Genomic DNA, 23,043 nt, shown 5'->3' with positions numbered 1-23,043 from the left:
AATGCGGCCTTGTTTATCGGTTTTGGCTGGCTCATCACAACCCAGCAGGTATCAACGGGGCGCATGCTGCTTATCATGATTCCGTCGGCGCTAGGGGTATACCTGCTGGCCCGGCTGCTCCTGACATATGACGCGCTGGCAACGGTGGGGGCCACCCGGGTGCTGGTGCAACCCCTGAAGAAGCAGGAAGCGACCCTTATCTCATTCGATGAGGTGGCATCTTTCTCGCTGGAAAAGACCCGCAAGACCGAGCTGCTCCGTTTCAACCTCACGGACGGAACTACTCAGGAGCTGGACGGCATCATGAGCGCGGGCGAGTCATTTGCCGATTTCGTGCGGGCGGTGGACCAAGCCGCCGTGCGGTACCGCGCCCAGCACCCGGCCCGAATGGCCCGGGGTGCAGGCTTTGAAAACACTCCGACAGCCCCGACGACCACTCCATGAGGCAAATGGGGCTGAGGAAGTCGGCGATATTGCCTTGCGGACGGGCGTTAGGTAACCGGCGCAAGCTGGCATGTTGGGCTTGTGAGATAAGATTGATGCTACACGGAGCGAGGCGGGTGATTGGATGGTGACGGAAAGCCCACCAATATATTCAACGTGATACAGCCAAATATTCAACGTGATACAGCCAAGCTGGCACAGGCTACACACACAAAGGCCCCGGTATTGCTACCGGGGCCTTTGTGTCTAATGTTTAAGCAGACAGTGAATTTTAAAAAGGGTATACCCTAGCGTCTACACTCTTTCTTACTTCTTACTACTCACTACTAACCCGCCCTATTGGAAGGTGTATACCTGCAGGTTGCCGCCCAAGGGCCGGTTTTGTTCCACGACGAGGCCGGAAGTACCGCCGGTGGGGCTGAGGTGGAACCAGTAGTCAGCCGTACCAGCGGCTGCGGTGCGGCGGCGCTTTTCGAGGGCGGCGTACACGGGCGGGTCGGTTTTGTCCGCGTGCTCGAAGAGGCGCACGTCATCCGTGCCGTCGAAGGTGGTGGTGAGCTTGAACGGCTGCGCGTATTTTACCGACGTGTAGGTGCGTTCGTCCTTGTCCTTGCCCGGCAGGTAGTCGTAGCGCAGCGGCTTGAGGTCCTTGTCCATGAACAGGTCAAAGTCTTCGCTGTTGCCGTACACCCGCAGGGGCGAGAAGCTGAACTGGCTCTGGCCGGTGAGGGGGTCGAGGTGGAAGCGCGTGTTGCGGTAGATGCCACCCTGGAAGCTGGCCTTTTTCTTCTTGGCCCGCATGGCTTCGCTGTAGGGGCCCTGCACTTGGGCCAGGGCCCGGCCGTCGGTGGCGTAGCGGCGCATGAAGAAGCCCTGCAGGTCACCGCCGGACATGTCCGGCAGCTCGCCTGCGCCGTATTCGCCGTAGACGAGCACGTCGCCGGTGGCGTAGTCGAGGTAGAAGGAGCCAATGCCGCCCGTGCTGATTTCCCACTCGTCGTACGTCACGTAGCGGTTTTTGCCCTGCGACTGCTCGAAGTAGAGCGGGATGTGGTTTAGCTCGCCGGGGTTGGGCATCGGGCCCGAATAGTACGGGCGGGTCCCCTTGTTGAGGACCAGCGTGGTGCTAAAGCCGCCCGTCGGCGCGCCCCGGTCGTCGGTGATGTGCACTTGGTAGGTGAGGGGTTGCCGGCCGGGTTTCTCCTTCGGCGCGCCGCTCACCAGGGTGCGGCGGCAGAAATAGGTTTGGTTGGGGCGGTGGCCCAGGTAGGCCCATTCCTGGTACCAGTGCCGGAACTGGCTCATGCCGCTCACGTGCTCGGGCGTGGCGGGCAGGTCCAGGGGCTCGCGGCGCACGGTTTTGGTGTTCAGGTCGAAACGCATCTGGCAAAACACCAGGGTTTCTTCGCGCTTGTTGGTTTCGCGCACCACTTCCACGTAGCCGTTGGCGTCGACGTAGCGACCCAGGGTGATGGCATCGGTTTTCTTCGATTCGGCCTCGGGGCGGGGCTCAAACAGGTGCTGGGCGAGGCGGCCCTGCTCGTCGAGGCGCTGCACGTACGTCTGCCCGTCCTTCAGCTTGAGGGACTTGGCCTTGTTGAGCTTCTTGAGCGCGTCTTCGTCCAGCCGCTCGACCAGCACCACGGTGTTGCCATCGGTCAACACGTTCACCGGGTAGAGGGAGGCCGCCAGCTTGTCTTTTTGCAGCTGCTTGTTTTCGCGGGCTTCGCGCCCAATGGCGATGTCGCGCGTATCGAACAACAAATTGCTGCCCAAGGGCCGCTGGTAGCGGTTGAGGGCCGTTTTCCAGACGGTGCGACCATCGGGGGCCAGGCAATGCGCCGTGATGTCAAACGTCACCGCGTCGGTGAGCAGCAGCACCGTATTGTGGTTGGGCAGGACCAAGGTGCCGGCCAGCATGGCGTGCTCGCCCAGGCTGATGCTTTGCACCGATTGCAGGGGGGCGGGAGCAGGTTTTTGCTGGGCCACGGCGTTGCTGGCGCCGGCTAGCAGGAGCGTGGCCGTCAGCGAACAGTAAAGGTTTTTCATGAATAAAAGAGCAGAAAAAGAGAAGAGGCTAGGGATGATTCTGTGGACTAAAAAGACTTGCCAACGGTCAGGTTGAACTCCCGAATGCGAATGGCTTCTACCAGACCAGCGCTCGAGTAATAGTTGTAAAAGCGCATGGGCTTCAGGTCAGCGCTGAGCCGGATAAACCAATCGGTATCCGAGGTGGAATACACGCCCTCCAGCATGGCGCTGGGCGAGTTGAAAGGCAGGAAAAACCGGCAAAAACGGTAGCCCAGGCCCACGCCCAGGCCGAAGTCTTTTTTGGAATGCTTGCTCGCTTTGGCCCCGTAGCGGTAGGTGATGTACTCCGGAAAATCGAGGATGAGCGAGCGGTTGAAGCCGTCCACGTCCTGGCGCGTCGTGCCCAGCAGGCCGGCGTGCGCATTCAGCGACACGCCAAAGGATTGCTCGCCGGCGCTCATCTGGTAGAGCGGGGCGTCGAAGCCCAGGCTGCCGTTGAGCAGAAACAGGTTGGCGTTAGTCGTTTCCAGCACGTAGCCATTGGGCGTGCCGTAATAGCCGTCGGGGTTGGCTTGGGCGGGGCCCGTGGCGCGCAACGGCACCAAGCCAACGCCCAATGCCCCGTTGAACTTGCTGACCTGAGCCTGAACGGGGCGTGCCAGGGCGGCGCCGGCCACCAGGGCCAGCGCGAAGAAATACTTGTTCATCGGTTATTGATAGTGAAAACGGTAGATGAGCCCGCGCGAGCCCACGGCATAAAAAGTGCCGGCGTCGGCAAAGTCGGCGGCCCGGAACGTGGCCGTGAAGCTGGTGCCATCGGGGGCGTGCACGTACGCCCAGGGCGTGTGCTCGCTCTTCGAATAAGCCGGGTCGCGCCGAATGAGGGTGCGCTCGCCCACGGCCACCACCGGCCCCTTGGGCCCGGCCGAAGCCAGCCCGTACACGGGGTAGCCGTAGCGCTCGTCGTCGGTTTCGGAATAGCCCAGCGCCTGCGGCGAGTAGGCCTCGAAACCGTGCGGAGTGGCCAGCATGTACGTTTTGAGGTTGAGGCGCAGGATGTCGTGGGTGGTGTTGTCCTGGGGGTTGCCGAGGTAGTCGAATATGTCCCAGGTTTGTCCGCCGTTGGCGGTTATCCACCGCGACTGTTCGTCGCCCACCACGGTGCCCGAGTCCGCCGACGTGAACGACACGGCCCGGAACGTGTAGCGCTTGTCAATGCGGCGGTGGGTGTTGGTCCAGGTGGTGCCGCCGTTGGTGGTTTTGTTGATGATGGCCCCCGCGCCCACCGCGTAGCCGACTTGGGGCGTCACAAACTGCACGTCCGTCACTTCGCCGGCTCCGGAGCCGTAGGCATCGGAGAGGCTCAGCCGCTGCCAGGTTTGGCCGCCGTTGGTGGTGCGGTAGAGGCCGCTGCTGGTGCCCGCCCAGCCGGCGGTGGCCGAGGTGAAAAGCAGCTTGTTGATGGTGCCCAGCGAGGGCTGGCTGCGGCGCGTCCAGGTAGCGCCGGCATCGGTGGTGGCGAAGAGCGAGCCCTTCGCTCCGCCCACAAATCCCTCGCGGGCCGAAACAAAGTCGACGGTGTTCAGCCCGAGCGTGTCGGCGGCGGCGGGCAGAGCCAGCACGTCGTAGCGCATGGTAGAATACGAATCGAGGACGTAAACTTCTTCCTTGCACGCAGTAATTCCCAATACCGTTCCGAGCAAGGCAAACGGGTAAAATTTCTTCATAGAAAAATTAAATTGTAAAAGTATATTTAGGGTCAAAGCTAAGGGGTTTGTCGCACAAATGTCCTATTTCTCAAGGCCCAAGCCGTAGCTTTTTTTGAGTCGGTGGGGCGCTGGAGGTCCGCGCTTGCGAAGGCGCATGAGCAGCCAGTGGTCGAGGCCCGCGTCGGGGTAGCACAATTGCGGCAGTTCCCGCGAATCTTCCCGCCCTTTCAGCTGTTTACCTTCGTATCCTATTCTCGAATACCGAAAGACTACTTTCTTGCTCTTACCCCAACATTTCGAACAAAAGATTGGCTTCAGCACCCTGCGCGAGCAGCTTGAGGCCAACTGCCTGAGTGCCTTGGGCCGCCAGTACGTGGCCCGCATGGAGTTCCAAACCAAGCACGAGCCGCTGCTGAAGCTGCTGCAACAGGCCGACGAGTTTGCCTACCTGCTGCGCAGCGGCGCTGACTTTCCGGCCTCGCACTACCACGACGCCAAGGCCCATCTCAAGCGCGCCGCCCTGCCGGGGGCCTACCTCGACGTGGACGCCTTTTTTGAGGTGAAGATGAGCTTGCGCACCATCCGGCAGGCCCTCAGCTTCTTTTCGGAGGCCGATGCCGGCTTGTATCCCACGCTGCGGCTGCTGGGCATTGGCATTCAGGTCGACCGCAACTTGCTGGCCGCCATGGACCGCGTGGTGGACGACGAAGGCCAGGTGCGCGACGACGCTTCGCCGCTGCTCCGCCAGATTCGGCAGGAGCTCATTGCCCGTCAGGGCCAGCTGCGCAAGCAGATTGCCGGCATCCTGCGCCACGCCAAAACCGAGGGCTGGATTCCCGGCGATGCCGAGCCGACTATTCGGGGCGGCCGGTTGGTGCTGCCCGTCATTGCCGAGCACAAGCGCAAAGTGAAAGGCCTGATACACGACGAGTCGGCCTCGGGCCAGACCGTGTATATCGAGCCGGAAGCCGTTTTTGAGCTCAACAACGACATCAAGGACCTCGACAACGCCTATCACCGCGAGCTGATTCGCATTCTCACGGCCCTCACCGACCAGCTGCGCCCGCACATCCCGGACCTGCGCAAAGCCTATTCCTATCTCGGGCTGATTGACTTCATTCGGGCCAAGGCGCGCCTGGCCCTCACGCTCGATTGCCGCCTGCCGGTGCTGCACAACAAGCCCATGCTGAAGTGGGTGCAGGTGCGCCACCCGCTGCTGCAGCTGGCGTTTGCCCAGCACAAGCGCGACAACGGCGACGCCCGCGAAGTGGTGCCGCTCGACTTGGAGCTGAACGCCGAGCAGCGCATTCTCATCATTTCCGGTCCCAACGCGGGCGGCAAATCGGTGAGCTTGAAAACGGTGGGCCTCGTGCAGTTCATGCTGCAAATGGGCCTGCTCATTCCCTGCGCCGACAACTCCGAAGCCGGCGTGTTTGAGGACATTTTCCTGGACATCGGCGACGAGCAGAGCCTCGAAAACGACTTGTCGACCTACTCTTCGCACCTCATGGCCATGAAGCAATTCATGCTGCTGGCGGGCAAGAAGAGCTTGGTGCTGATTGACGAATTTGGTACCGGAACCGAGCCCAGCCTGGGCGGCGCCATCGCCGAAGCCGTGCTCGACCAGCTGAATAATTCGCGCGTGTTCGGCGTCATCACCACGCACTACACCAACCTGAAGAACTTCGCCGAGCGCACCCCGCACCTCATCAACGGGGCCATGCGCTACGACCCCGAGCGGCTGCAGCCCTTGTACCGCCTTGAAGTGGGCAAGCCGGGCTCGTCTTTCGCCATCGAAATTGCCCGCAAAATCGGCTTGCCCAAAGAGGTGGTGGAGCGGGCATCGCAGTTGGTGGGCAAGGACAAAATCCGTTACGACCGCCTGCTTGAAGGCCTCGAAAAGGAGAAAACCGAGCTAGAACAGCGCACGGCCGAAGCCACCAAGGCCGAAAAGCGCCTCAAGCGCGCCGCTCAGGAATACCAGGACCTCAAGCAGCACCTCGAAGACACCCGCCTCGAAACGCTGCGCACCGCCAAGCAGCAGGCCAAAGCTTTGCTGGTGAACACGAACCAGCAGATTGAAGCCACCATTGGCGAAATCCGCCGCGGCCAAGCCGACAAGGAAATCAACAAGGCCGCCCGCGAGAAGCTGGACACCTTCGTGCGGACCGAGCTGCAGATTGAGCCGCCCAAACCCAAAGCCACCCGCGAGCGCGCCGAAGCCGGCGAGCTGCAGGCCGGCGACAAAGTGGCCCTGTACGGCCAGGAAGGCCACGGCGAGGTCGTCAGCGTGAAGGGCAAAACCGCCGAAGTCATGTTTGGCGGCATGAAAACCCTGACCAAAGTGAGCCAGCTCGAAAAGCTGGGCCGCGCCGAAATCCGCGAGCGGGAGCAGGCCGCCAAGGCCAAAGCCGGCAAGCTGAGTGGCGGCGGGGGAGGAGGCAACGGCGTGAACATTACCGACCGGATGGCCGGCTTCAGCCCCACACTGGACTTGCGCGGCGAGCGCGCCGAGGATGCCCTCACCAAAACCATGAGCTTCGTGGACGACGCCGTGATGCTGGGCATGCCCGAAATCAAGTTCTTGCACGGCCGCGGCAACGGCGTGCTGCGCCAAGTGGTGCGAGACTACCTGCGCTCGCAGCGCGCCGTGGCCAGCGTGGCCGACGAGCACGCCGACCGGGGCGGCGACGGCGTGACCATTGCCGTGCTGAAATAGCGGAAAGCAGACACCCATTTGGGAAAACGTCCGACCGGTCCTGCTCATCTGGCGTCCGCGCAGCCGAAGCATCTCTATGCAATATTAAATGCACGGAAAAGATGCTTCGGCAGGCTCCGCAGGACCATTCTCTTTTCTGAAGCTATTTAGGAAGTCGGTCCTGCCCGGTCCGACGCCTTAGGCGTCCGACTTGTTGCCGCAAACCCGATACCCAAAGGGCCGTGGACCGACAACCGGTCGGACGCCTAGGGCGTCGGACCGGGCAGCGACATTTTTAACAGATTCTCTAAGAATTCATTATCGAATAGGTTCTACGCTCATATAAGAGTCCGCCCCGAAAGGCGGACTTTTTTTGGCTCATTACATAGTAGTAACTGAATGTTAGATTAAATTGTGGATGATTCTGACTTTTAACCCTTTTGTCATGGCCACGACTTTTTCTGCCGACAATTTGCGCAAGCTGCTGCGGGTCAATTCTTACCCGTTTTCTGAAACGGCCTACATCCTTTTCGGCATTCGGGGGGCGGCGTCGGCGGGCACCAAGTGCGAGGAATTTCGCGACGCGCACGCCATCAAGCCGGCGGTGGTGAACTACGCCGAGCCCCGGTGCCTGCTCGGCATCTGGAACCCGGTGCAAAATCAAATTGCGCTGTTTCCGGGCAGCACCGTGCCCCACCTGCGCTACATCAAGGGCAACATTGAAGGGCGTGCCAAGTGCAACTGCATGATGAGCGGCTACTACAACTATTACGAAAAGGGCTACCACAACCCCAGCCCCGCCAGCGCGCACCAGGCCCTGCGCCTGGCCACCAACATCGGCTACCGCCGCTCCTACGACGACTACGACTTCACCAACACCGACCTGGTGGAGGTGGGCAACCCCAACGACAACCTGCACGCGGCCTACACCGACAGCCTGGTGGGCGCCTACAGCAGCGCCGGCTGCCAGGTGATTGTGGGCCAGCCCAAGTGCCAGAAGCGGGGCGCGCTGAGCAATACCTCCTACTGGAAAAAGTTTTACGACGCCATTTACCACGGCACCAGCCAGCAGCGGTTTGCCTATGCCTTGTTTCGCTGCGCCGATGCGGCCGCCGTGGCCGCCGCTCCCGGCCCACTAGAGGGGAGGCTGCGCTTTGGCTCCCAGGGCAGCGCCGTGCTCGCGCTGCAAAACGCGCTGGAGCGGGCCGGTTTTTTCTACACGAACAAGGACGGCGCTTTCGGCCGAAACACCCTGCAGGCTGTGCTGGCCTACCAAACGAAGCAGTTTGGCGAGGACGAAGCCGACGGCGTGGTTGGCCGCGCCACGGCCGCGGCGCTGCGCATTCAGCTCCCGATGATTTGAACTGGCTGGCTACCTTGCCCGCAACCGCACGTGGAAATGGCCCCAAAAAGGCCGCGGAGCAAAGCTTGAATTGTCCCAATTATTTGGGTTTGCATCAGTTGAAAAATAGGCTCAGGGCATTCAGTATGCATTTACATGAATGAACATGCTGCCTGGGTTCGCATGCTGAAAAGTCTGATGCAGCCGAGTTTCGACTAGCGACCGAGCGAAGGCGGCGGTAGGTTTGCTTCGCGTTGTCAGAGTTCCTAAGCGAGCCGGCCGCCGCGTCACTCAATCACCATTTTCTGTACCATGAACCCTCAATTTGCCCCCCAGCCCAACCCGCAACCCTCGCCGGCTTTCGTGGCCGCTTCCTGGGCCGCCTTGCTCGCCGGGGTCGTCGCCTACAACATTGGCCTGTGGAACGCCGAAATGGCGCTGAACGAGAAAGGCTATTATTTTACCGTGCTGATGTACGGCCTGTTTGCCGCCATTTCGGTGCAGAAAAGCGTGCGCGACCGCCTCGAAGGCATCCCGGTCACCAACCTGTACTACGGCATCAGCTGGGTGTCGGTGCTGCTGACGGTGGTGCTCCTCACCGTGGGCCTGTGGAATGCCACCCTCACGGCCAGCGAAAAAGGCTTCTACGCCATGGCGTTTGTGCTGAGCTTGTTCGCGGCCATCGCGGTGCAGAAAAACACCCGCGACACCCGGCCCACCGGCCCCGCCGAGCCGTCTTCCATTAGCTAGTGCGGCTCGCGACCTCGATGCGGCACCTCCCGGTAATGCTCGTTTACTCCCGGCTGCTCCTTGGCGGGTTGTTGGTTGTGCTTAGTAGTATGGGCGTGGGCCATTTTGCGGCGTGGGCGGTGGGCTTGCTCACGCTGGGGCTGCTCACCGACGTGTTCGACGGCATTGTGGCCCGCCGCCTGGGCGTGTCGACCGAGAAGCTGCGCCGGCTCGATTCCGCGGTCGACCAAGCGTTTTGGGCCCTGGTTTTGGTGGCCACTTACCTGGCTTGTCCCAGCTTCTTTGCCCGGCACGCCGCCCAATTGTGGGCGCTGCTCGCGCTGGAAGGCTTCACCTATGCCGTGTCCTACCTCCGGTTCGGCAAGGAAATCGCCACGCATTCGTGGGGCGCCAAGGCCTGGGTGCTGGCGTCTTTCGCGGCCCTTGTCCAGATAATCACTACCTGCGATTCCCAAGTGCTGTTCACCGCTTCCCTTTGCCTTGGGGTAGCCAGCCGGCTCGAGATTGTGGCCATCCTGTTGTTGCTGCGCCGATGGACGAACGACGTGCCCACCTGCTACCACGCTTGGCTGCTGCGCCAGAACAAGCCCATCAGGCGGCATAAATTATTGAATGGGTAACTGAAACTGTTGCAAAGGTCGGCTCCGCCCGATTGGACGCCTTACGCGTCCGACCGGTTGCCGTGACGACGATACGCCGCCGGCCGGTGACCGATAACCGGTCGGACGCCTCGGGCGTCGGACCGACCGGTCAGCGACGTGCTTCCTAAACAGCTTCGTTATCGAAAAAGGCCGCTTCCTGCTCAGGAAGCGGCCTTTTTTGTCAATGCAGTAGTTGGTCTAAAAATATACTTTGAAATACAAAGTACTTCATAATACATTTGTGACGTTAGGGCTAAGGGTTCGCCTCGTGCGGCCTGTCCTGTTTTCCACTTCAAGCCGGCCGCGGTCGGACCCAGCTAATGCACAGCCTACGCAAGCCCCAATGGGTGTTCCTAATCAATACCGCGCCGGTGCTGCTGCTGCTGGCGCTGTGTTACGGCGAGTTTTCGGTGGTGCGCAGCTTGCTGCCGCCGGCCAGCGTGGCGCAGTGGCAGGGGGGTGGGCTGGCGCTGGCGCTGCTGGGGGCGGGGGTGGCCGGCTACGCCGGTCTGCAATGGCAACGCCACCAGCCGTTGAGCATTTGGTACAGCGTGGTGGTGCTGGTGGCCTATAGCCTGCTGCTGTGCTGGTTCACGGCCAATTCGCGCGAGTTGCTGCCCTGGAGCGTCCCGGCCTGGATGGTGCCCACCGACCCCTTCCTCATGGCCTGGACCTTCCTTATGCCCACGCTGGCGCACGCGGTGCTGGCGGTGGTGGCCAAGTTTACGCCCGAGGACCACAATCAGTCGGCGCTGGCCAACATTGCGTTTGCCTTCGGCGTGTTGGTCGCCAGCGCCGTTGGTTTTCCGATAGTGAGCTGGCTGGTAAGGTTGCTGCCGTGGTCGGTGTTGGAGGAAATACTACTTGTTCCGGCCTTGGTGGTCAGCACCCTGGGCTTCTTCTTTTTCTTGGTGCGGGCGGTGTTCATCATGGCGATGCGCAAAGACGGCGTCTGGGCCGAAACGGCGCTGCTGTGGAAGGTGCTGCTCACCATTGTGCTGCCGCTGCTGGGCCTGGCGGTGAACAGTGGCCTGTTTTTCGGGGGCGGCTTTCAGTCTTCGGGCGGCATTTTCGGCAACTTTTCTAGCCCTTGGTTTTACGGGCTGGCGGTGCTGAACGGGGTGTTGCTGTGCCTGCCCAGCAGCGCCCGGCCCTTGCCGCGGCTGCTGTTGCTGCTGGGCCGCAGCGCGCTGTTTGGCTACACGTTCTACTTTTTCATGGTGTTCCTGCCGTTTTTGCCGCTGTCCATTCCGGCCATCATTCTCATTGGCACGGGCTTTCTGATAATGACGCCCGTGCTGCTGTTTGTCATCCACGTGCGGCAGTTGAGCGAGGACGTGGCCGTGGTGCGCGCCGTGTACTCCCACGCGGTGGCCGTGGGCGCGCTGCTGGCGGGGCTGGCCGCCTTGCCGGTATCCATCACCCTGGATTACTGGCACAGCCGGAAGGTGTTGCACGAGGCCCTGGCCTACGTGTACACGCCCAACTACGCGGAAACCTCGCGCCTGGACGCCGCGGCGCTGAGCCGCACCCTGGCCGTGGTGAAGCAGCACAAGGCACGCAACTGGGGAGACTTTTTTGCCGGCCATCAGCTGCCGTATCTGTCGACGTACTACAACTGGCTGGTGCTGGACAACCTGATGCTGTCCGAAGAGAAAATGGCCGACCTGGAGCGGGTGTTTACCGGCCTGCCCGCCGTGCAGACCGTGGCCGAGCGGCGCTTCGTTTCCCGCCGGGAGGGAAACTTCGGGCCCGCGCTGCGGAACCTGAGCGCCAGCAGCACCTACGACGCCCGGCAGCAAGCTTGGGTGAGCTGGGTCAACCTGGAAATTGCCAACACCGACGTCACCGAGTCCGACGGGGAGTACAGCACGCGCCTGACCCTGCCGCCGGGCTGCTGGGTGGGCGACTATTACCTCACCATCGGCAACCGGCAGGAGCGCGGCATTCTGGCCGAAAAGAAGGCCGCCATGTGGGTATTTGCCCAAATCCTGAACGAGCGCCAGAGCCGCGACCCCGGCCTGCTCTACTACCTGGGCCCCAACCAAGTGAGCCTGCGCGTGTACCCGGTCGTTCGGAGCGAGCCGCGCTACACCCGCGTTCAACTGCTGCACAAGGAGCCGGTTTCCGTGATGATAGACGGCCAAACCGTGGCGCTGGGCGACGCCGCTGCCGCCCCGCCGAGCGCCGCGCCCGTGCCCACCCCCGACCGCGGCGTGGTCTACCTCAGCGCCCAGGCCAAGAAAAACCTGCCGCTGGTGCAGCGCCGGCCCTACTACCATTTCCTGCTCGACGCCTCGGCTGCTTCCGGCGCGACGGTGGCCGACTACCGCGCCCGCGTTGCCCGCCAGCTGGCGCTGCCCTTGCCCAACGGCGGCCCCGCGCGCTTCAGCCTGGTGAATGCGTACTGCACCCCGGTGGCAGGCTCCGACTGGGAAGAGGCCCTGCGGAGCACCGCCCGCGAAGGCGGGTTTTACCTGACGGGGGCCATCCGCCGGACGTTGTTTGAAAGCCAACAGCGCCCCCGCGCCGAATACCCCGTGCTGGTAGTGGTGACAGACAACCTGAAAAACGCGGTGCTCGACGATGATTTTGCTGATTTCAGCAGCGCCTACCCGGAAAGCGACTTGTTCTACGAACTAACCGGCGCCGGGCAACTCGTGCCGCACTCGCTGCGCAGCGCCTCGGTAGAGCCGCGGCCTGAAGCGGCCCAGCCACCCGGTGCGGCCGTGCCCGTGCGGGCCTGGCCCACGGCCGCCCAGCCCCGCGCCTACCTGCCCGACAACGACGTGCCCGACATCGTGCTGGCCGAGCCCAACCCCCGCATGCAACAGGCGGCTGCAGCCGGCAACCGATGGCTCACGGGCCTCGCCCTCCAGGGCTATACCCAGTGGCAAAACTTTCACCCCGAAACCACCGAGCGCGAGCGGGTGCCCTTCATCCAAGCCAGCTTCCGGGCGCGCATCATGACGCCCTACACCTCCTTTCTGGCCCTGGAAAACGACGCGCAAAAAGCGGCGCTCTACCGCAAGCAGGAGCAGACCCTGGCCGCAAACGCGTCGTTGGACACGATGGAAAGCAACGAGATGCAGCAACAACAGCAACCCGTGGAAACTCCCATCGACGGCGGGGTGCTGTTCTTGTTGGTCGCCGGGGCGGTGCTGGCGGGCTGGTACCTGCGGCGGGGCCGCCTTCTCCCAGCATAGATAATGGGACAACAAAAAAGGCGGCCCCGGCAATGGGGCCGCCTTTTTTGGGACTGTCTACCGGTGGTTATTCCACCGCTGCCCCGTCCCCAACGGCGGGCGCTTAATTCTTGCTCGTGGGGCGCGCCTGCTTGCCAGAACTCGTGATAAAGGGCACGGGTGGCGCCGTTTCGGTGCCCGCCGCGTTGCGCGAGCTAACTTCCACGTAATAGGTGGTGCCCGGAATCAGGTCGCTCAGGGTCAGGCTGTGGTGGGTGGTCGGGGTGGGGTCCGTTTTCACTTCTTTCAGCTTCTTGGCATCGAGGCCGTAGCGCACGCGGGTGTCGCCGGGGTTGAGGGTGGAGTAGACCACCGTGAAACCCGTCGGGTTCACGTCGACCGGCACGGGCTCTTCGGTGAGCCGGGGCAGGCCGCCACCGAGCACCATGTCGGTGGCCAGGCGGGGTAGCAACTGGTAGCCGCCCGTGCCGCCTGGTGCGTACTGGCTCAGCACGCCGCGCAGGTCGAAGGGCTCGGCGGTAGGCAGCGGGGAATCGATGAGGCCGTCGGGGCCGGTGCTGGCGGCCGTCACGCGCACCAGGGCGCCGGGCAGGCCGTTGATGAGGTAGTTCGCGTTGCCGGCCAGGGTGCGCACCGGGGTGTTGGCGGGCGTGAGCAGGCGCGTCACGCCTTTGATTTCCATCAGGCGGCTTTCGTTGGATTCGATGAAGGCCGTGGTGGCCTGGGCGGCGGTTACTTCCACGGCCCGCAGCCGCCGGCCGCCAGCCAGCTTATGCAACGACGCCACGGGGTCCATTTCCAGCAGGCCGTTGTACAGCTTGAGCTGGCCCGTCACCTGAATGCTGTCGCCGGCCCGCAGCTCGCCGAAGCCCGGCAGCTTGGCCGGGTGCGCGTAGAGGGCCAGGCCCGCCTCGCTGTCTTGCACGTACCGGATGTTGCCCATCTCGTCGCCGTTGAGCACCACGGCCCGCACCGTAACGGTGCTGCCGGCGCCCAGCTCGCGAGCGGCTTTCACGCTGAGCACGGGCGGCACGCCGGGAGCTTCGGCAGCAACAGCCGCCGGGAAAGTCAGCGAAAACAAGCCCGCAACGAGAAGCAGTGTAGTTGTCATGATAATTGCAGAATAGGCAGACCGACAGCGGAGGTGCTATTGCAAAGTTGACGATAAATTATCTATTTCCTGCTAATCAGTGCTTCATCAATTGCATTTATCCGGAATCATGCTAAATCACATAATATTAACTTCCGGGTGAAGCTCAACTGCAAACTGCTGCCGCACCGACGCAATTATTTCCTCGGCTAGCTGCCGCAGGTCGTTGCCGGTGGCGCCGCCGTGGTGCACCAGCACCAGGGCTTGGCGGTCGTGCACGCCGTGGGTGCCCGGGCCGGGGCCGCGGCGCAGGCCTTTCCAGCCGGCCCGCTCGATGAGCCACGCGGCGGGCACTTTTACGCCGCCGGGCACGGGGTAGCCCGGCAAGTCGGGGTACTGGCTTTTGAGCTGGTCGAACTTGGCCTGGGACACCTCGGGGTTCTTAAAAAAAGAGCCCGCGTTGCCAATTTCGGCCGGGTCGGGCAGCTTGCTGCGGCGGATGTGCACCACGGCCCGGCTCACGTCGTGCGGCGTGGGCTCGCCCGCAATGCCGAGTTCGGCCAGCGTGTCGCTGATGGCGCCGTAGCGCACGTTGGGCCGGGCCTTGCGGTGCAAGCGCAGGCTGACGGCCGTGACCACAAACTGATTTTTGAGCGTGTTTTTGAACACGCTTTCGCGGTAGCCAAAGCCGCACTCGCCAGCCGTGAACACGCGCAGCGCGCCGGTGCTCAGCTCCAGGGCTTCGAGGTGGTCGAAGGTGTCGCGCAGCTCGGCTCCGTACGCGCCGATGTTCTGGAGCGGGGCCGCGCCCACCGTGCCGGGGATGAGCGAGAGGTTCTCGATGCCGCTCAGGTTCTGGTCGAGGGCGTATTCTACCAGGCCGTGCCAACTTTCGCCGGCGCCGGCCCGCACCAGGGCGGTGTTGGCGTCGGCGTCTTCGCTGGTTATTTCCAGGCCGCGAATTTCGTTTTTCAGCACCACGCCCTCGAAGTCCTGGGTAAAGAGCAGGTTGGACCCGCCGCCGAGGATGAGCTTTTCGGCAGCCTGCACTTCGGGCTGCTTCAGCAATTCGCGCAGCTCGTCGGCGGAGGCGAAGCGGGCGAAATAGCGGGCCCGCACGTCGAGGCCAAAGGTATTGTAAGGGCGGAGGGAGACGTTTTCTTCGAGTACCATGCCGCAAAGGTACCGGCCGTGGCGTGTGGGCAGAATATTTCGCTCACGAAGCAGAAATGAGCTTTATGCTTGTGCTAACAGCCTATGCTTTGTGCCCGCGGAATTGCGCTTGTGCTTGTGCAATCTTCTTTGTACTCCCCGCGGGCGTTTTGTACTCTTAAGGCGCTGTTTGTGCCTAAGCATGTAGTCCGGGCGGGACATTTCTGTGCGTTCTCAATGCAAGATATTATTCAAATGCATTTGCTCCTCATAAATTTTACAACTGCCACTTAGACGAACTTTGCCGCCATGGATACCAAACAAGCCACTCGCCTGAGCAAATACCTGAGCCTGCACCTTCGCCACAAACCCGCCGCCATTGGCCTGACGCTGCAAGACGGCGGCTGGGTGGGCGTGGAGGAACTGCTGGCCGCTTGTGCAGCGCACGGCACCGCCATCAGCCTTGATGAACTGACCGAAGTGGTGGCGGGCAGCGACAAGCAGCGTTTTGCGTTCAGCGAAGACGGCACGCGCATCCGCGCCCAGCAGGGCCACAGCGTGGAAGTCGACTTGCAACTGACGCCCGCTACGCCACCGGCCGTGCTCTACCACGGCACGGCGCCGGCCGCGCTGCCGGCCATCAAACGGGATGGCTTGCAGAAAATGAGCCGCCACCACGTGCACCTTTCGCCCGACGAGGAAACGGCCCGCCGCGTGGGCGCCCGCCGGGGCCAGCCAATTATTCTGATGGTAGATGCCGCCGGGCTGCACGCGGCGGGCAGCGTTTTCTACGAGTCCGGCAACGGCGTGTGGCTGGTAGATGCCGTGCCGCCCCAGTATCTGGGGAATTGGCCAAGCGGCATTTAGCCCAAGTAATGAGCCGCGTAGATGATGCCGTAAATCCAGACGGTGTACAAGCTGGCGTGCCAGAAGCCTTGCCACATGCTGGCGCCCAACTGGCCGCGGCAGCGGTTGGAGTTTTTGAATACCAGCCGCAACGCCCGGAAAAACACCCAGTAGAGCATGGCGGCGAAAACCAGAACTCCGGCCCAGAGCACGGCCCCGAGGAGCCAAATAATGAAAACCGCCACCACCGCTACCACCAGGGCCACTAGAATGGCGGCCAGAAAGCCCAGCACGCCACCATCGTTCATGTCCAGCGAAGGCAGCGACTCGAGGCCGTCGGCGCTGGGGAAATTTTTGCGGTTGATGCGGTCGGTGAGGCGCCTTACGTCGTCGCGCAGCTTCACGCCGTGGTATAGGCCCACGGTGATGAAGAGGAAGAAGGCGGTGAATAAAATGGTGGTCGAGATGAGGGAATTGGCGAACAGCGAGCGCTGCTGGCCCAGCCCAAAAAGCCACACCGCCACTACGGTCAGTACTATCACAATGCCCGTAACCAGGGCCACGTTGCCGGCGCTGAGCAGCCGGTAGGTGCGGGGAGCGGTTGGCGTTTCCATCGGATTACTACGAGCCCCCTCCGGCGCAAGTTCAACCGTAGGGCCTTGCAACGGTGGGCATTACCGTACGCGGTAGCCGCTCAGCGCATAGAACAGCAGGTACAAATAGCACAGCGCCGGCACCACAAACGCCACGCGCAGGCCCCCGCCATTGGTGGCCAGCCAGCCCATAAGCGGCGGAATCAGTGCCCCGCCAACAATGGCCATAATCAGGTAAGAAGAGCCTTGCTTGGTGAACGGGCCCAACCCGGTGATGGCCAGCGGGAAGATGACGGGCCACATGATGGAGTTCATCAGGCCGCACAGCACGATGAGCCACAGGGCGGTTTCGCCGGTGCTCAGGATGCTCGCGCCCACCAGCGCCACGCCCGCGGCGCACACCGCCACCAGCAGCGCGCGGTTGTGAAACCGGAGCAACAACGGGATGCCCACCACCCGGCCAATCAGCGAGCCGAACCAGTACGACGCCACCAGCACGGCGCCCACGGCCTTGGTGAAGCCCGCAGTGGTGTCAATCGGGGCCGGGTCTTGGCCAAACAACACGCCGACGTAGTTGGTGGCCACGTTGAGGCCGCGCACCAGGCTTTGGGTGAAGGCCGAAAGCTGCTGGATGCCCTGCGACTCGCCGTAGCGAATGAGAAACGAGCCCAGTCCGACTTCCACGCCCACGTACACGAAAATGGCCACCACGCCCAGCACCAAATGGGGGAACGCCAGCGCCGACGTGCGGCCCGCCGCCATAGGTCGGGCTTCTTCGGCGGCTTCCTCGGGAATGCCTTCGATGTCGGGGAGCTTGACGAGGAAGAAAAACATAGCCGCCAGCAGCACCAAAAATACCGCTAGGCCAATGTATGGCCCTTTTACTAGCTGCGACTCTTGAGCCAGGCGCTCGTTCAGCGGCAGTGCGGCCAGCCGGGCTTTCAGCGCCACCGAGCCACCAAACAGCACCAAGCCGCCCACCAGCGGCGAAAGGCTGCCGCCGAAGTTATTGGCCACGCCCACCACACTCACCCGAGCCGCCGCGCCACGTGCCGGGCCCAGGATGCTCACGTAAGGGTTGGCGGCCACTTGCAGCAGCGTAACTCCGGCGCCCAAGGTGGCCAGTGCCGTGAGGAATAGGGCGAATTGCCGCGAGTCGGCGGCCGGGATGAAGAGCAGCGCGCCGCCGGCCATCACCAGCAAGCCCACCACGATGCCGCGCTGGTAGCCCAGTTTTTTCAAAACCCAGCCGGCCGGCAACGACATCAGAAAATACGCTCCGAAGAAAGCCGACTGCACGGCCGAAGACTGCAAATCGGTGAGTTGGCACACGTCCTTGAGGTAGGGCATGAGCACGTCGTTGAAGTTGGTGACGGCGCCGAAGAGGAAGAACAGCGTGGTCATCAGCACCATGGGTCCGGCGTAGGAGCGGGCGGGCGCGGCGGTGCTGGTAGCAGTGGTGAGGGGAGCAGTGGCCATAAATGCAGGAGTGGGACGGCGAAAGGCGAAAGTAGCGCGAACTTTGTGGTTCGCGTTTCGGCACCGCTGGGTTTTTCTGGCGCCGCCGGGACGCGGACTACACAGTCCGCGCTACTTATGCACCTTACCGCCACCACCCAGTTCGGCTTGGAAGAATTGCTCGCCGACGAGCTCTACAACCTCGGGGCCGACATTACGCACATCGGCTCGCGCGCCGTAGAGTTCATCGGCGACCACCGCCTGCTGTATGAAACGGCCCTGTGGAGCCGCCTGTCCATGCGCCTGTTGCGGCCCTTCGCTGCTTTCCACGCCGCCGACGAGAAGGGCCTGTACCGCGAAGTGAGCCGGGTCGACTGGCAGGATTTCATCGGCCCCGGCCAAACTTTCGCCATCACTTCAGTGGTCAACCGCTCCACGTTCGAGCACTCGCTTTTCGTGTCGCAGCTCACCAAAGACGCCATCGTGGACCAGTTCCGGGCCCGCACCGGCGAGCGGCCCAGCGTGGACACCCGCACCCCCGACATCCGGCTGCACCTGCGCATGTCGGAAAACGAAGTCATCCTCAGCCTCGACGCGGCCGGCGACTCACTGCACCGCCGCGGCTACCGCCAGCACACCAACGAAGCGCCCCTGAACGAGGTGCTGGCCGCTGGCTTGGTGCTGTTGTCGGGCTGGGACGGCAAAAAGCCCCTCATCGACCCCATGTGCGGCTCGGCCACCATCCTCACCGAAGCCGGGCTCATCAGCCAGCGCATTGCGCCGGGCTTGTTTCACCAAGGCAAGTTTGGCTTTGAAAACTGGTACGACTTCGACCCCGAACTCTGGAACCAGGTGCGCGAAGAAGCCAAGGCCCAGCGCATCGAAGAGCCCCAAGCCTACCTGGCCGGCTCCGACCTCGACCCCAAAGTCATCGACATGGCAGCAGCCAACATCACGGCCGCGGGCCTGGAAGACTGCGTGCGCCTCTCGGTGCGCGACGTGAAAGACGCCGCCGCGCCCGCCAAGGAAGAGCCCGGCATTGTGCTCACCAACCCGCCCTACGGCGAGCGAATAGGGGAGGAGGCAGAAATGGCGGCTTTGTACAAGGCCATTGGCGACACGCTGAAAACAAATTTCCAAGGCTACAACGCCTTCGTGTTTACCGGAAATCTGGAAGCGGCGAAGAGTATCGGGCTGAAGCCGGCGCGGCGGGTGCCGCTGTTCAACGGGCCCATTGACTGCCGCTTGCTGAAGTATGAGCTGTATGGGGGGAGCCGGCGGGCGTCGAAGTCTGAAACCCAAACCAACTCCGACCTTTAATTAAAGTCATGGATTATCAGCGGATTCCCTTCTCGGAGGTGAAACACCTGCTTCCAGTCGATGCCTGGGCTGCTTGGCGGAACGGAGAGCGTACCGGAGAATTTGACGAAGAATCTGTACTCTTGTTCGACCAGTCAGCCGTCATCGAAAAGCTGCATTTGGATGCGCCTTTTGATGAGGTCGAGCACGTCTTTTTGATTGTAGTCCAGGGTGATTTGACGATAGAAAAGTATATCTACAACGAGGACACAGACGGCGCGGCAGGGCTCATTGTATTAGGCGATTTGCGAGTTCGAAACATGCTGGTGGGCGGGCAAGAAATTTACGTAACCGGTTCTTTAATAGTAGCAGAAGTCTTCTGGGGAGACTATAATCATGGCGACTTGCACGTGGTCGGTAATGCTACCTCCACAGTATTTGTGGAAACGGATGACTATTCGGTAAACATTGAGGGTCAGTCTTCTTTCACTCACTATCTGGACCAGTATGGTTCGGGAAATATTGCTACAACCGGCAATGAAAGTGAGAGCCCATACCAAGGGTTGAATGAGCAATTAGTTAGGGAATTGTTTGTGCCAGAATTTATCCTGTCTGATGATGACGGGACGACTTTGGTGCGCGACGAATTCATTCTAGCTCGGCTAGAGGCTGGTCTTTCTCTTCTCAAACGCTAGGGAGCCTGCTTTGCCAAAGTGGTTGGAACTTCCCTGCCCGCATAGTTATTTTATCTTCTTACTCTCGTTACCCCATGTCCGATACCTTAACTACCGCCAAACCCGACCTGCTGCCCGCTGCCCGCCAGGCCCTGAAACGGTATTACGGCTACGACAATTTCCGCCCCATGCAGGGCGACATCATCCAGCACATCCTCTCGGGCAAGGACACGGTGGTGCTCATGCCCACCGGGGGCGGCAAGTCGGTCTGTTTTCAGATTCCGGCGGTGGTGTCGGAGGGCACCTGCATCGTGGTGTCGCCGCTCATTGCCCTGATGAAGGACCAGGTGGAGGCGCTGAAAGCCAACGGCATTGCGGCGGCCTACATTAATAGCAGCGTGGGCCAGTCGGAGTCGAACGACATTGCCCGCGCCGCCGTCAGCGGCCACTTGAAGCTGCTGTACGTGTCGCCGGAGAAGCTGCTGTCGGAAGGCTTCCTGCAGTTTTTACAGCGCGTGAACATCAGCTTGTTCGCCATCGACGAGGCGCACTGCATTTCGAGCTGGGGCCACGACTTCCGGCCGGAATACACCCAGCTGGGCCAGTTGCGGAACCACTTCCCCAACACGCCCATCATTGCCCTCACGGCCACAGCCGACCGCCTCACCCAGCGCGACATCAAGACCCAGCTCAACCTCGCCGAGCCCAAGGTCTTCCTGTCCAGCTTCGACCGGCCCAACATCAACCTGCTCGTGCGCCCCGGCCAGGACCGCATGGGCTCCATCCTCGACTACATCGCCCGCCACCCGCAGGACCCCGGCATTATCTACTGCCTCTCGCGCAAAACCTGCGAAACCGTGGCCCAGAAGCTCATTGCCAAGGGCGTGAAGGCCGGCCACTACCACGCCGGCATGACGCCCCTGCAGCGCGGCAAGGTGCAGGAAGCCTTTTTGCAGGACGACCTGCAGGTCATCGTGGCCACCATCGCCTTCGGCATGGGCATCGACAAGAGCAACGTGCGCTGGGTGATGCACTACAACCTGCCCAAAAACATCGAGGGCTACTACCAGGAAATCGGCCGCGCCGGGCGCGACGGTTCGCCCAGCACCGCCATCCTGTTCTACAGCTTCGCTGATGTGATGCAGATGCGCGAGATGGTGACCAAGGACGTGCCCGCCCGTCAGGCCCAGCTCAACACCGCTAAGCTTGAGCGCATGCAGCAGTTCGCCGAAGCCGCCAGCTGCCGCCGCAAAATCCTGCTCAACTACTTTTCCGAAACCCTGGGCGAAGACTGCGGCAACTGCGACATCTGCCGCAACCCGCCCACGACCTTCGACGGCACGCTCATTGCCCAAAAAGCGCTTTCGGCCGTGTTCCGCAGCCGCGAGCGGGTGGCCATCACCCTGCTGATTGACATCCTGCGCGGCATGCGCAACCAGGCCGTGCTGCAGGGCGGCTACGACCAGATAAAAACCTATGGCGCCGGCAATGATTTGCCCTACCTCGACTGGTACAGCTACATCCACCAGATGCTGAACGACGGCCTGTTCTACATCGCCTACGAGGAAGGCTACGCCCTAAAAATCACCGAGCGCGGCCACCAGGTGCTGAAAGGCCAGCTCGCCCTGCCGCTCAAAAAATTCCAGCCTTCGGAGAAGGCAGAAAAGCCCACCCGCGCCAGCAAAAAAGCCGCCAACGCCGCAGCCAGCGCCGCTGTTGGCACCCCCGAGGCGCAGTTGTTCGACAAGCTGCGCAAGCTCCGCAAAGCCATTGCCGACGAGCAGGGCGTGCCGCCCTACGTGGTGTTCTCCGACGCCACGCTGCAGGAAATGGCGGCCGAGCGGCCCGTCAGCCGCGTGGGCATGTTGGGCATTTCGGGCGTGGGCATGAAGAAGTTCGAAACCTACGGCGAAGCCTTCATCAAGCTCATTCTGGAGCACGGCGGCGGTGGCCAATACGTGCCCTCCGATTCGGACAGCATGTTCAACGAGGCGGCCCGCCCGCGTCTGGCAGCCCCCACCGCCACGGCCGACAAGCCCGTGAGCGACTCCGAAGACGCCACCGTGCAGTTCCACCAGATGGGCCTCACGCCCGAAGACATCTCCGAGCGCCGCGGCCTGGCCCTGAGCACCGTAAAAACCCACCTCTACACGGCCTACGCCAAAGGCCGCGAGCTGCGCATCCAGGACTTCGTGAGCGACTCGGAGCTGGCCGAAATCCTCACCGCCCGGGCTCAGCTCGGCGGCGATGCCACGCTGCGCGACTTGTTCGACCACCTGCGCGAGAAGTACGACTATTTCCAGCTGCGCATGGCCGCGCTGTACCACAAGCGCCTGCGCGGGCAGTAAGCCCACGAATTAAAAAGCCCGCTGCGTACAACAGCGGGCTTTTTTGTGGAACATTGATTGGGCTAGGGGCGGCGAAACGTACTGATGAGAATCGGATACCCCAGCGTGGCCGAAATGCCCGAGCCGCGCGCCTGCAACACCGTGGCCCCGCGCCGGCCGTTGTAGCTGTACTGCACCGGAATGGTCAGCATGTCCGTCAGGCCCTGGGTCAGGGCCAGGCTGAAATTGAGGCGCTCCTTGCCCCGGCGGTAGAAACGGGCCGTGGCCCCGGCCGTCACAAAGCCGCCCCAGGTGCGGCGGTAGTAGGGCTGCTCCCGAAACTCAATGACGTCCTTAAAAGGATTGGTTTGCCCCGTGATGGGGGTAGGGTTGGGGTCTCCGCAGGCCAAGCAGTTATCACCGACCCGGTTCAGGCCGCCGCCCGCAAACACGTCCAGTTTGAAGCTGAGCAGGTAGAGCCGGTCCAGGGTGTCCAAGGGAATCCAGTTGACTCGCCGAATGGTATAATGTAGTTGCACCGGCAGTTGGTGCATGTACGCACTGCGCGCGCGCGCCGATTGATTCCCTTGCGGAAAAGGGTTAACCGTCACGTCATCCGGGACTTCAATTCTATAGCCCCAAGACAGTTCACTTCCTCGGTATCCTGCCGTCAACGCCCATTGCTCATTGAACTGAACTCGCGGCTGCAAGTACAAAAAATTGTGCAGGATGAAGTGTCGGGCTTTGAAAGGGCGTTGTCCTTTACCTGAATGCGCACCTTCT

18 protein-coding genes are annotated in these 23,043 nt (G+C 62.1%); 10 read left to right on the top strand and 8 right to left on the bottom strand.

The genetic code is table 11. The features are described 5' to 3' along the window. The first annotated feature begins 9 nt into the window (after nt 1-9). Entirely contained in the window at nt 10-444 is a 435-nt protein-coding gene (locus VF629_RS03535; protein WP_331057073.1) for a hypothetical protein, read from the top strand. A 336-nt stretch (nt 445-780) separates the two neighbouring features. Here the strand turns inward: VF629_RS03535 and VF629_RS03530 are convergent, their stop codons facing one another. The 3 genes from VF629_RS03530 to VF629_RS03520 are packed head-to-tail and all read right to left on the bottom strand — an operon-like array spanning nt 781 to nt 4,202. Further along, the gene (locus tag VF629_RS03530; RefSeq protein ID WP_331057072.1) at nt 781-2,493 is read right to left on the bottom strand and encodes a hypothetical protein; all 1,713 of its coding nucleotides are present in this window, start codon (nt 2,491-2,493) and stop codon (nt 781-783) included. Between the two features lie 47 nt (nt 2,494-2,540). Next, nucleotides 2,541-3,182 carry a hypothetical protein gene (locus tag VF629_RS03525; RefSeq protein WP_331057071.1) on the bottom strand — a complete coding sequence of 214 codons (642 nt, stop codon included), beginning with the start codon at nt 3,180-3,182 and terminating at the stop codon, nt 2,541-2,543. A gap of 3 nt (nt 3,183-3,185) precedes the next feature. After that, nucleotides 3,186-4,202, bottom strand: coding sequence for a WD40/YVTN/BNR-like repeat-containing protein (locus VF629_RS03520; RefSeq protein ID WP_331057070.1), 1,017 nt, complete (start codon nt 4,200-4,202; stop codon nt 3,186-3,188). A 259-nt stretch (nt 4,203-4,461) separates the two neighbouring features. Here VF629_RS03520 and VF629_RS03515 point away from each other — a divergent pair, with 259 nt between their 5' ends. From VF629_RS03515 to VF629_RS03495, 5 genes are all read left to right on the top strand, one after another. Beyond that, the gene (locus tag VF629_RS03515; RefSeq protein ID WP_331057069.1) at nt 4,462-6,903 is read left to right on the top strand and encodes an endonuclease MutS2; all 2,442 of its coding nucleotides are present in this window, start codon (nt 4,462-4,464) and stop codon (nt 6,901-6,903) included. Nucleotides 6,904-7,327: 424 nt separating this feature from the next. Then, nucleotides 7,328-8,245, top strand: a complete 918-nt coding sequence (locus tag VF629_RS03510) for a peptidoglycan-binding domain-containing protein (RefSeq protein WP_331057068.1) — start codon at nt 7,328-7,330, stop codon at nt 8,243-8,245. Nucleotides 8,246-8,536: 291 nt separating this feature from the next. Next, nucleotides 8,537-8,974 (top strand): inner membrane protein YiaA, encoded by a 438-nt coding sequence (gene yiaA / locus VF629_RS03505; protein WP_331057067.1) that lies wholly within the window; start codon nt 8,537-8,539, stop codon nt 8,972-8,974. A 35-nt stretch (nt 8,975-9,009) separates the two neighbouring features. Further along, nucleotides 9,010-9,594, top strand: coding sequence for a CDP-alcohol phosphatidyltransferase family protein (locus VF629_RS03500; protein WP_331057066.1), 585 nt, complete (start codon nt 9,010-9,012; stop codon nt 9,592-9,594). Between the two features lie 341 nt (nt 9,595-9,935). After that, a complete protein-coding gene (locus VF629_RS03495) occupies nt 9,936-12,821 on the top strand; it encodes an MSEP-CTERM sorting domain-containing protein (RefSeq protein ID WP_331057065.1) in 2,886 nt (961 codons plus the stop codon). A 103-nt stretch (nt 12,822-12,924) separates the two neighbouring features. Here VF629_RS03495 and VF629_RS03490 read toward each other — a convergent pair whose 3' ends face one another. Beyond that, entirely contained in the window at nt 12,925-13,932 is a 1,008-nt protein-coding gene (locus tag VF629_RS03490; RefSeq protein WP_331057064.1) for a fibronectin type III domain-containing protein, read from the bottom strand. Nucleotides 13,933-14,049: 117 nt separating this feature from the next. After that, entirely contained in the window at nt 14,050-15,084 is a 1,035-nt protein-coding gene (gene murB, locus VF629_RS03485; protein ID WP_331057063.1) for a UDP-N-acetylmuramate dehydrogenase, read from the bottom strand. Nucleotides 15,085-15,372: 288 nt separating this feature from the next. Between murB and VF629_RS03480 the strand changes: the two genes are divergently transcribed. Then, nucleotides 15,373-15,930 (top strand): RNA 2'-phosphotransferase, encoded by a 558-nt coding sequence (locus VF629_RS03480; protein ID WP_331057062.1) that lies wholly within the window; start codon nt 15,373-15,375, stop codon nt 15,928-15,930. On the opposite strand, the gene VF629_RS03475 is transcribed toward VF629_RS03480, so the two are convergent. Both VF629_RS03475 and VF629_RS03470 read right to left on the bottom strand, forming a co-directional pair. After that, nucleotides 15,927-16,523, bottom strand: a complete 597-nt coding sequence (locus VF629_RS03475; protein ID WP_331057061.1) for a hypothetical protein — start codon at nt 16,521-16,523, stop codon at nt 15,927-15,929. The two genes, VF629_RS03480 and VF629_RS03475, sit on opposite strands and share 4 nt — an antisense overlap. A gap of 60 nt (nt 16,524-16,583) precedes the next feature. After that, nucleotides 16,584-17,981, bottom strand: coding sequence for a sugar MFS transporter (locus VF629_RS03470; RefSeq protein ID WP_331057060.1), 1,398 nt, complete (start codon nt 17,979-17,981; stop codon nt 16,584-16,586). Nucleotides 17,982-18,098: 117 nt separating this feature from the next. Here VF629_RS03470 and VF629_RS03465 point away from each other — a divergent pair, with 117 nt between their 5' ends. The 3 genes from VF629_RS03465 (at nt 18,099) to recQ (ending at nt 22,281) form a co-directional block, all read left to right on the top strand. Then, nucleotides 18,099-19,280, top strand: a complete 1,182-nt coding sequence (locus VF629_RS03465; RefSeq protein ID WP_331057059.1) for a THUMP domain-containing class I SAM-dependent RNA methyltransferase — start codon at nt 18,099-18,101, stop codon at nt 19,278-19,280. 38 nt (nt 19,281-19,318) lie between these two features. Continuing rightward, nucleotides 19,319-19,954: a hypothetical protein gene (locus tag VF629_RS03460; RefSeq protein WP_331057058.1), complete on the top strand. Its 636-nt coding sequence runs from the start codon at nt 19,319-19,321 to the stop codon at nt 19,952-19,954. 74 nt (nt 19,955-20,028) lie between these two features. Then, entirely contained in the window at nt 20,029-22,281 is a 2,253-nt protein-coding gene (gene recQ, locus VF629_RS03455) for a DNA helicase RecQ (RefSeq protein ID WP_331057057.1), read from the top strand. Nucleotides 22,282-22,343: 62 nt separating this feature from the next. Here recQ and VF629_RS03450 read toward each other — a convergent pair whose 3' ends face one another. Next, nucleotides 22,344-22,799, bottom strand: coding sequence for a hypothetical protein (locus VF629_RS03450; protein ID WP_331057056.1), 456 nt, complete (start codon nt 22,797-22,799; stop codon nt 22,344-22,346). Between the last annotated feature and the right edge of the window lie 244 nt (nt 22,800-23,043).

This window comes from Hymenobacter sp., from assembly GCF_036388155.1.
Classification (GTDB): Bacteria; Bacteroidota; Bacteroidia; order Cytophagales; family Hymenobacteraceae; genus Hymenobacter.
Note: the sequence above shows the minus strand (reverse complement) of the source record. Positions and strands in the feature narration are given on the sequence as shown.

Coding starts and splice junctions, on each gene's coding strand:
- VF629_RS03500 (WP_331057066.1), top strand. CDS start 9,010: ATGCTCGTTTACTCCCGGCTGCTCCTTGGCGGGTTGTTGGTTGTGCTT.
- yiaA (WP_331057067.1), top strand. CDS start 8,537: ATGAACCCTCAATTTGCCCCCCAGCCCAACCCGCAACCCTCGCCGGCT.
- VF629_RS03510 (WP_331057068.1), top strand. CDS start 7,328: ATGGCCACGACTTTTTCTGCCGACAATTTGCGCAAGCTGCTGCGGGTC.
- VF629_RS03495 (WP_331057065.1), top strand. CDS start 9,936: ATGCACAGCCTACGCAAGCCCCAATGGGTGTTCCTAATCAATACCGCG.
- VF629_RS03470 (WP_331057060.1), bottom strand. CDS start 17,981: ATGGCCACTGCTCCCCTCACCACTGCTACCAGCACCGCCGCGCCCGCC.
- VF629_RS03465 (WP_331057059.1), top strand. CDS start 18,099: ATGCACCTTACCGCCACCACCCAGTTCGGCTTGGAAGAATTGCTCGCC.
- VF629_RS03520 (WP_331057070.1), bottom strand. CDS start 4,202: ATGAAGAAATTTTACCCGTTTGCCTTGCTCGGAACGGTATTGGGAATT.
- VF629_RS03525 (WP_331057071.1), bottom strand. CDS start 3,182: ATGAACAAGTATTTCTTCGCGCTGGCCCTGGTGGCCGGCGCCGCCCTG.
- VF629_RS03530 (WP_331057072.1), bottom strand. CDS start 2,493: ATGAAAAACCTTTACTGTTCGCTGACGGCCACGCTCCTGCTAGCCGGC.
- murB (WP_331057063.1), bottom strand. CDS start 15,084: ATGGTACTCGAAGAAAACGTCTCCCTCCGCCCTTACAATACCTTTGGC.
- recQ (WP_331057057.1), top strand. CDS start 20,029: ATGTCCGATACCTTAACTACCGCCAAACCCGACCTGCTGCCCGCTGCC.
- VF629_RS03480 (WP_331057062.1), top strand. CDS start 15,373: ATGGATACCAAACAAGCCACTCGCCTGAGCAAATACCTGAGCCTGCAC.
- VF629_RS03475 (WP_331057061.1), bottom strand. CDS start 16,523: ATGGAAACGCCAACCGCTCCCCGCACCTACCGGCTGCTCAGCGCCGGC.
- VF629_RS03490 (WP_331057064.1), bottom strand. CDS start 13,932: ATGACAACTACACTGCTTCTCGTTGCGGGCTTGTTTTCGCTGACTTTC.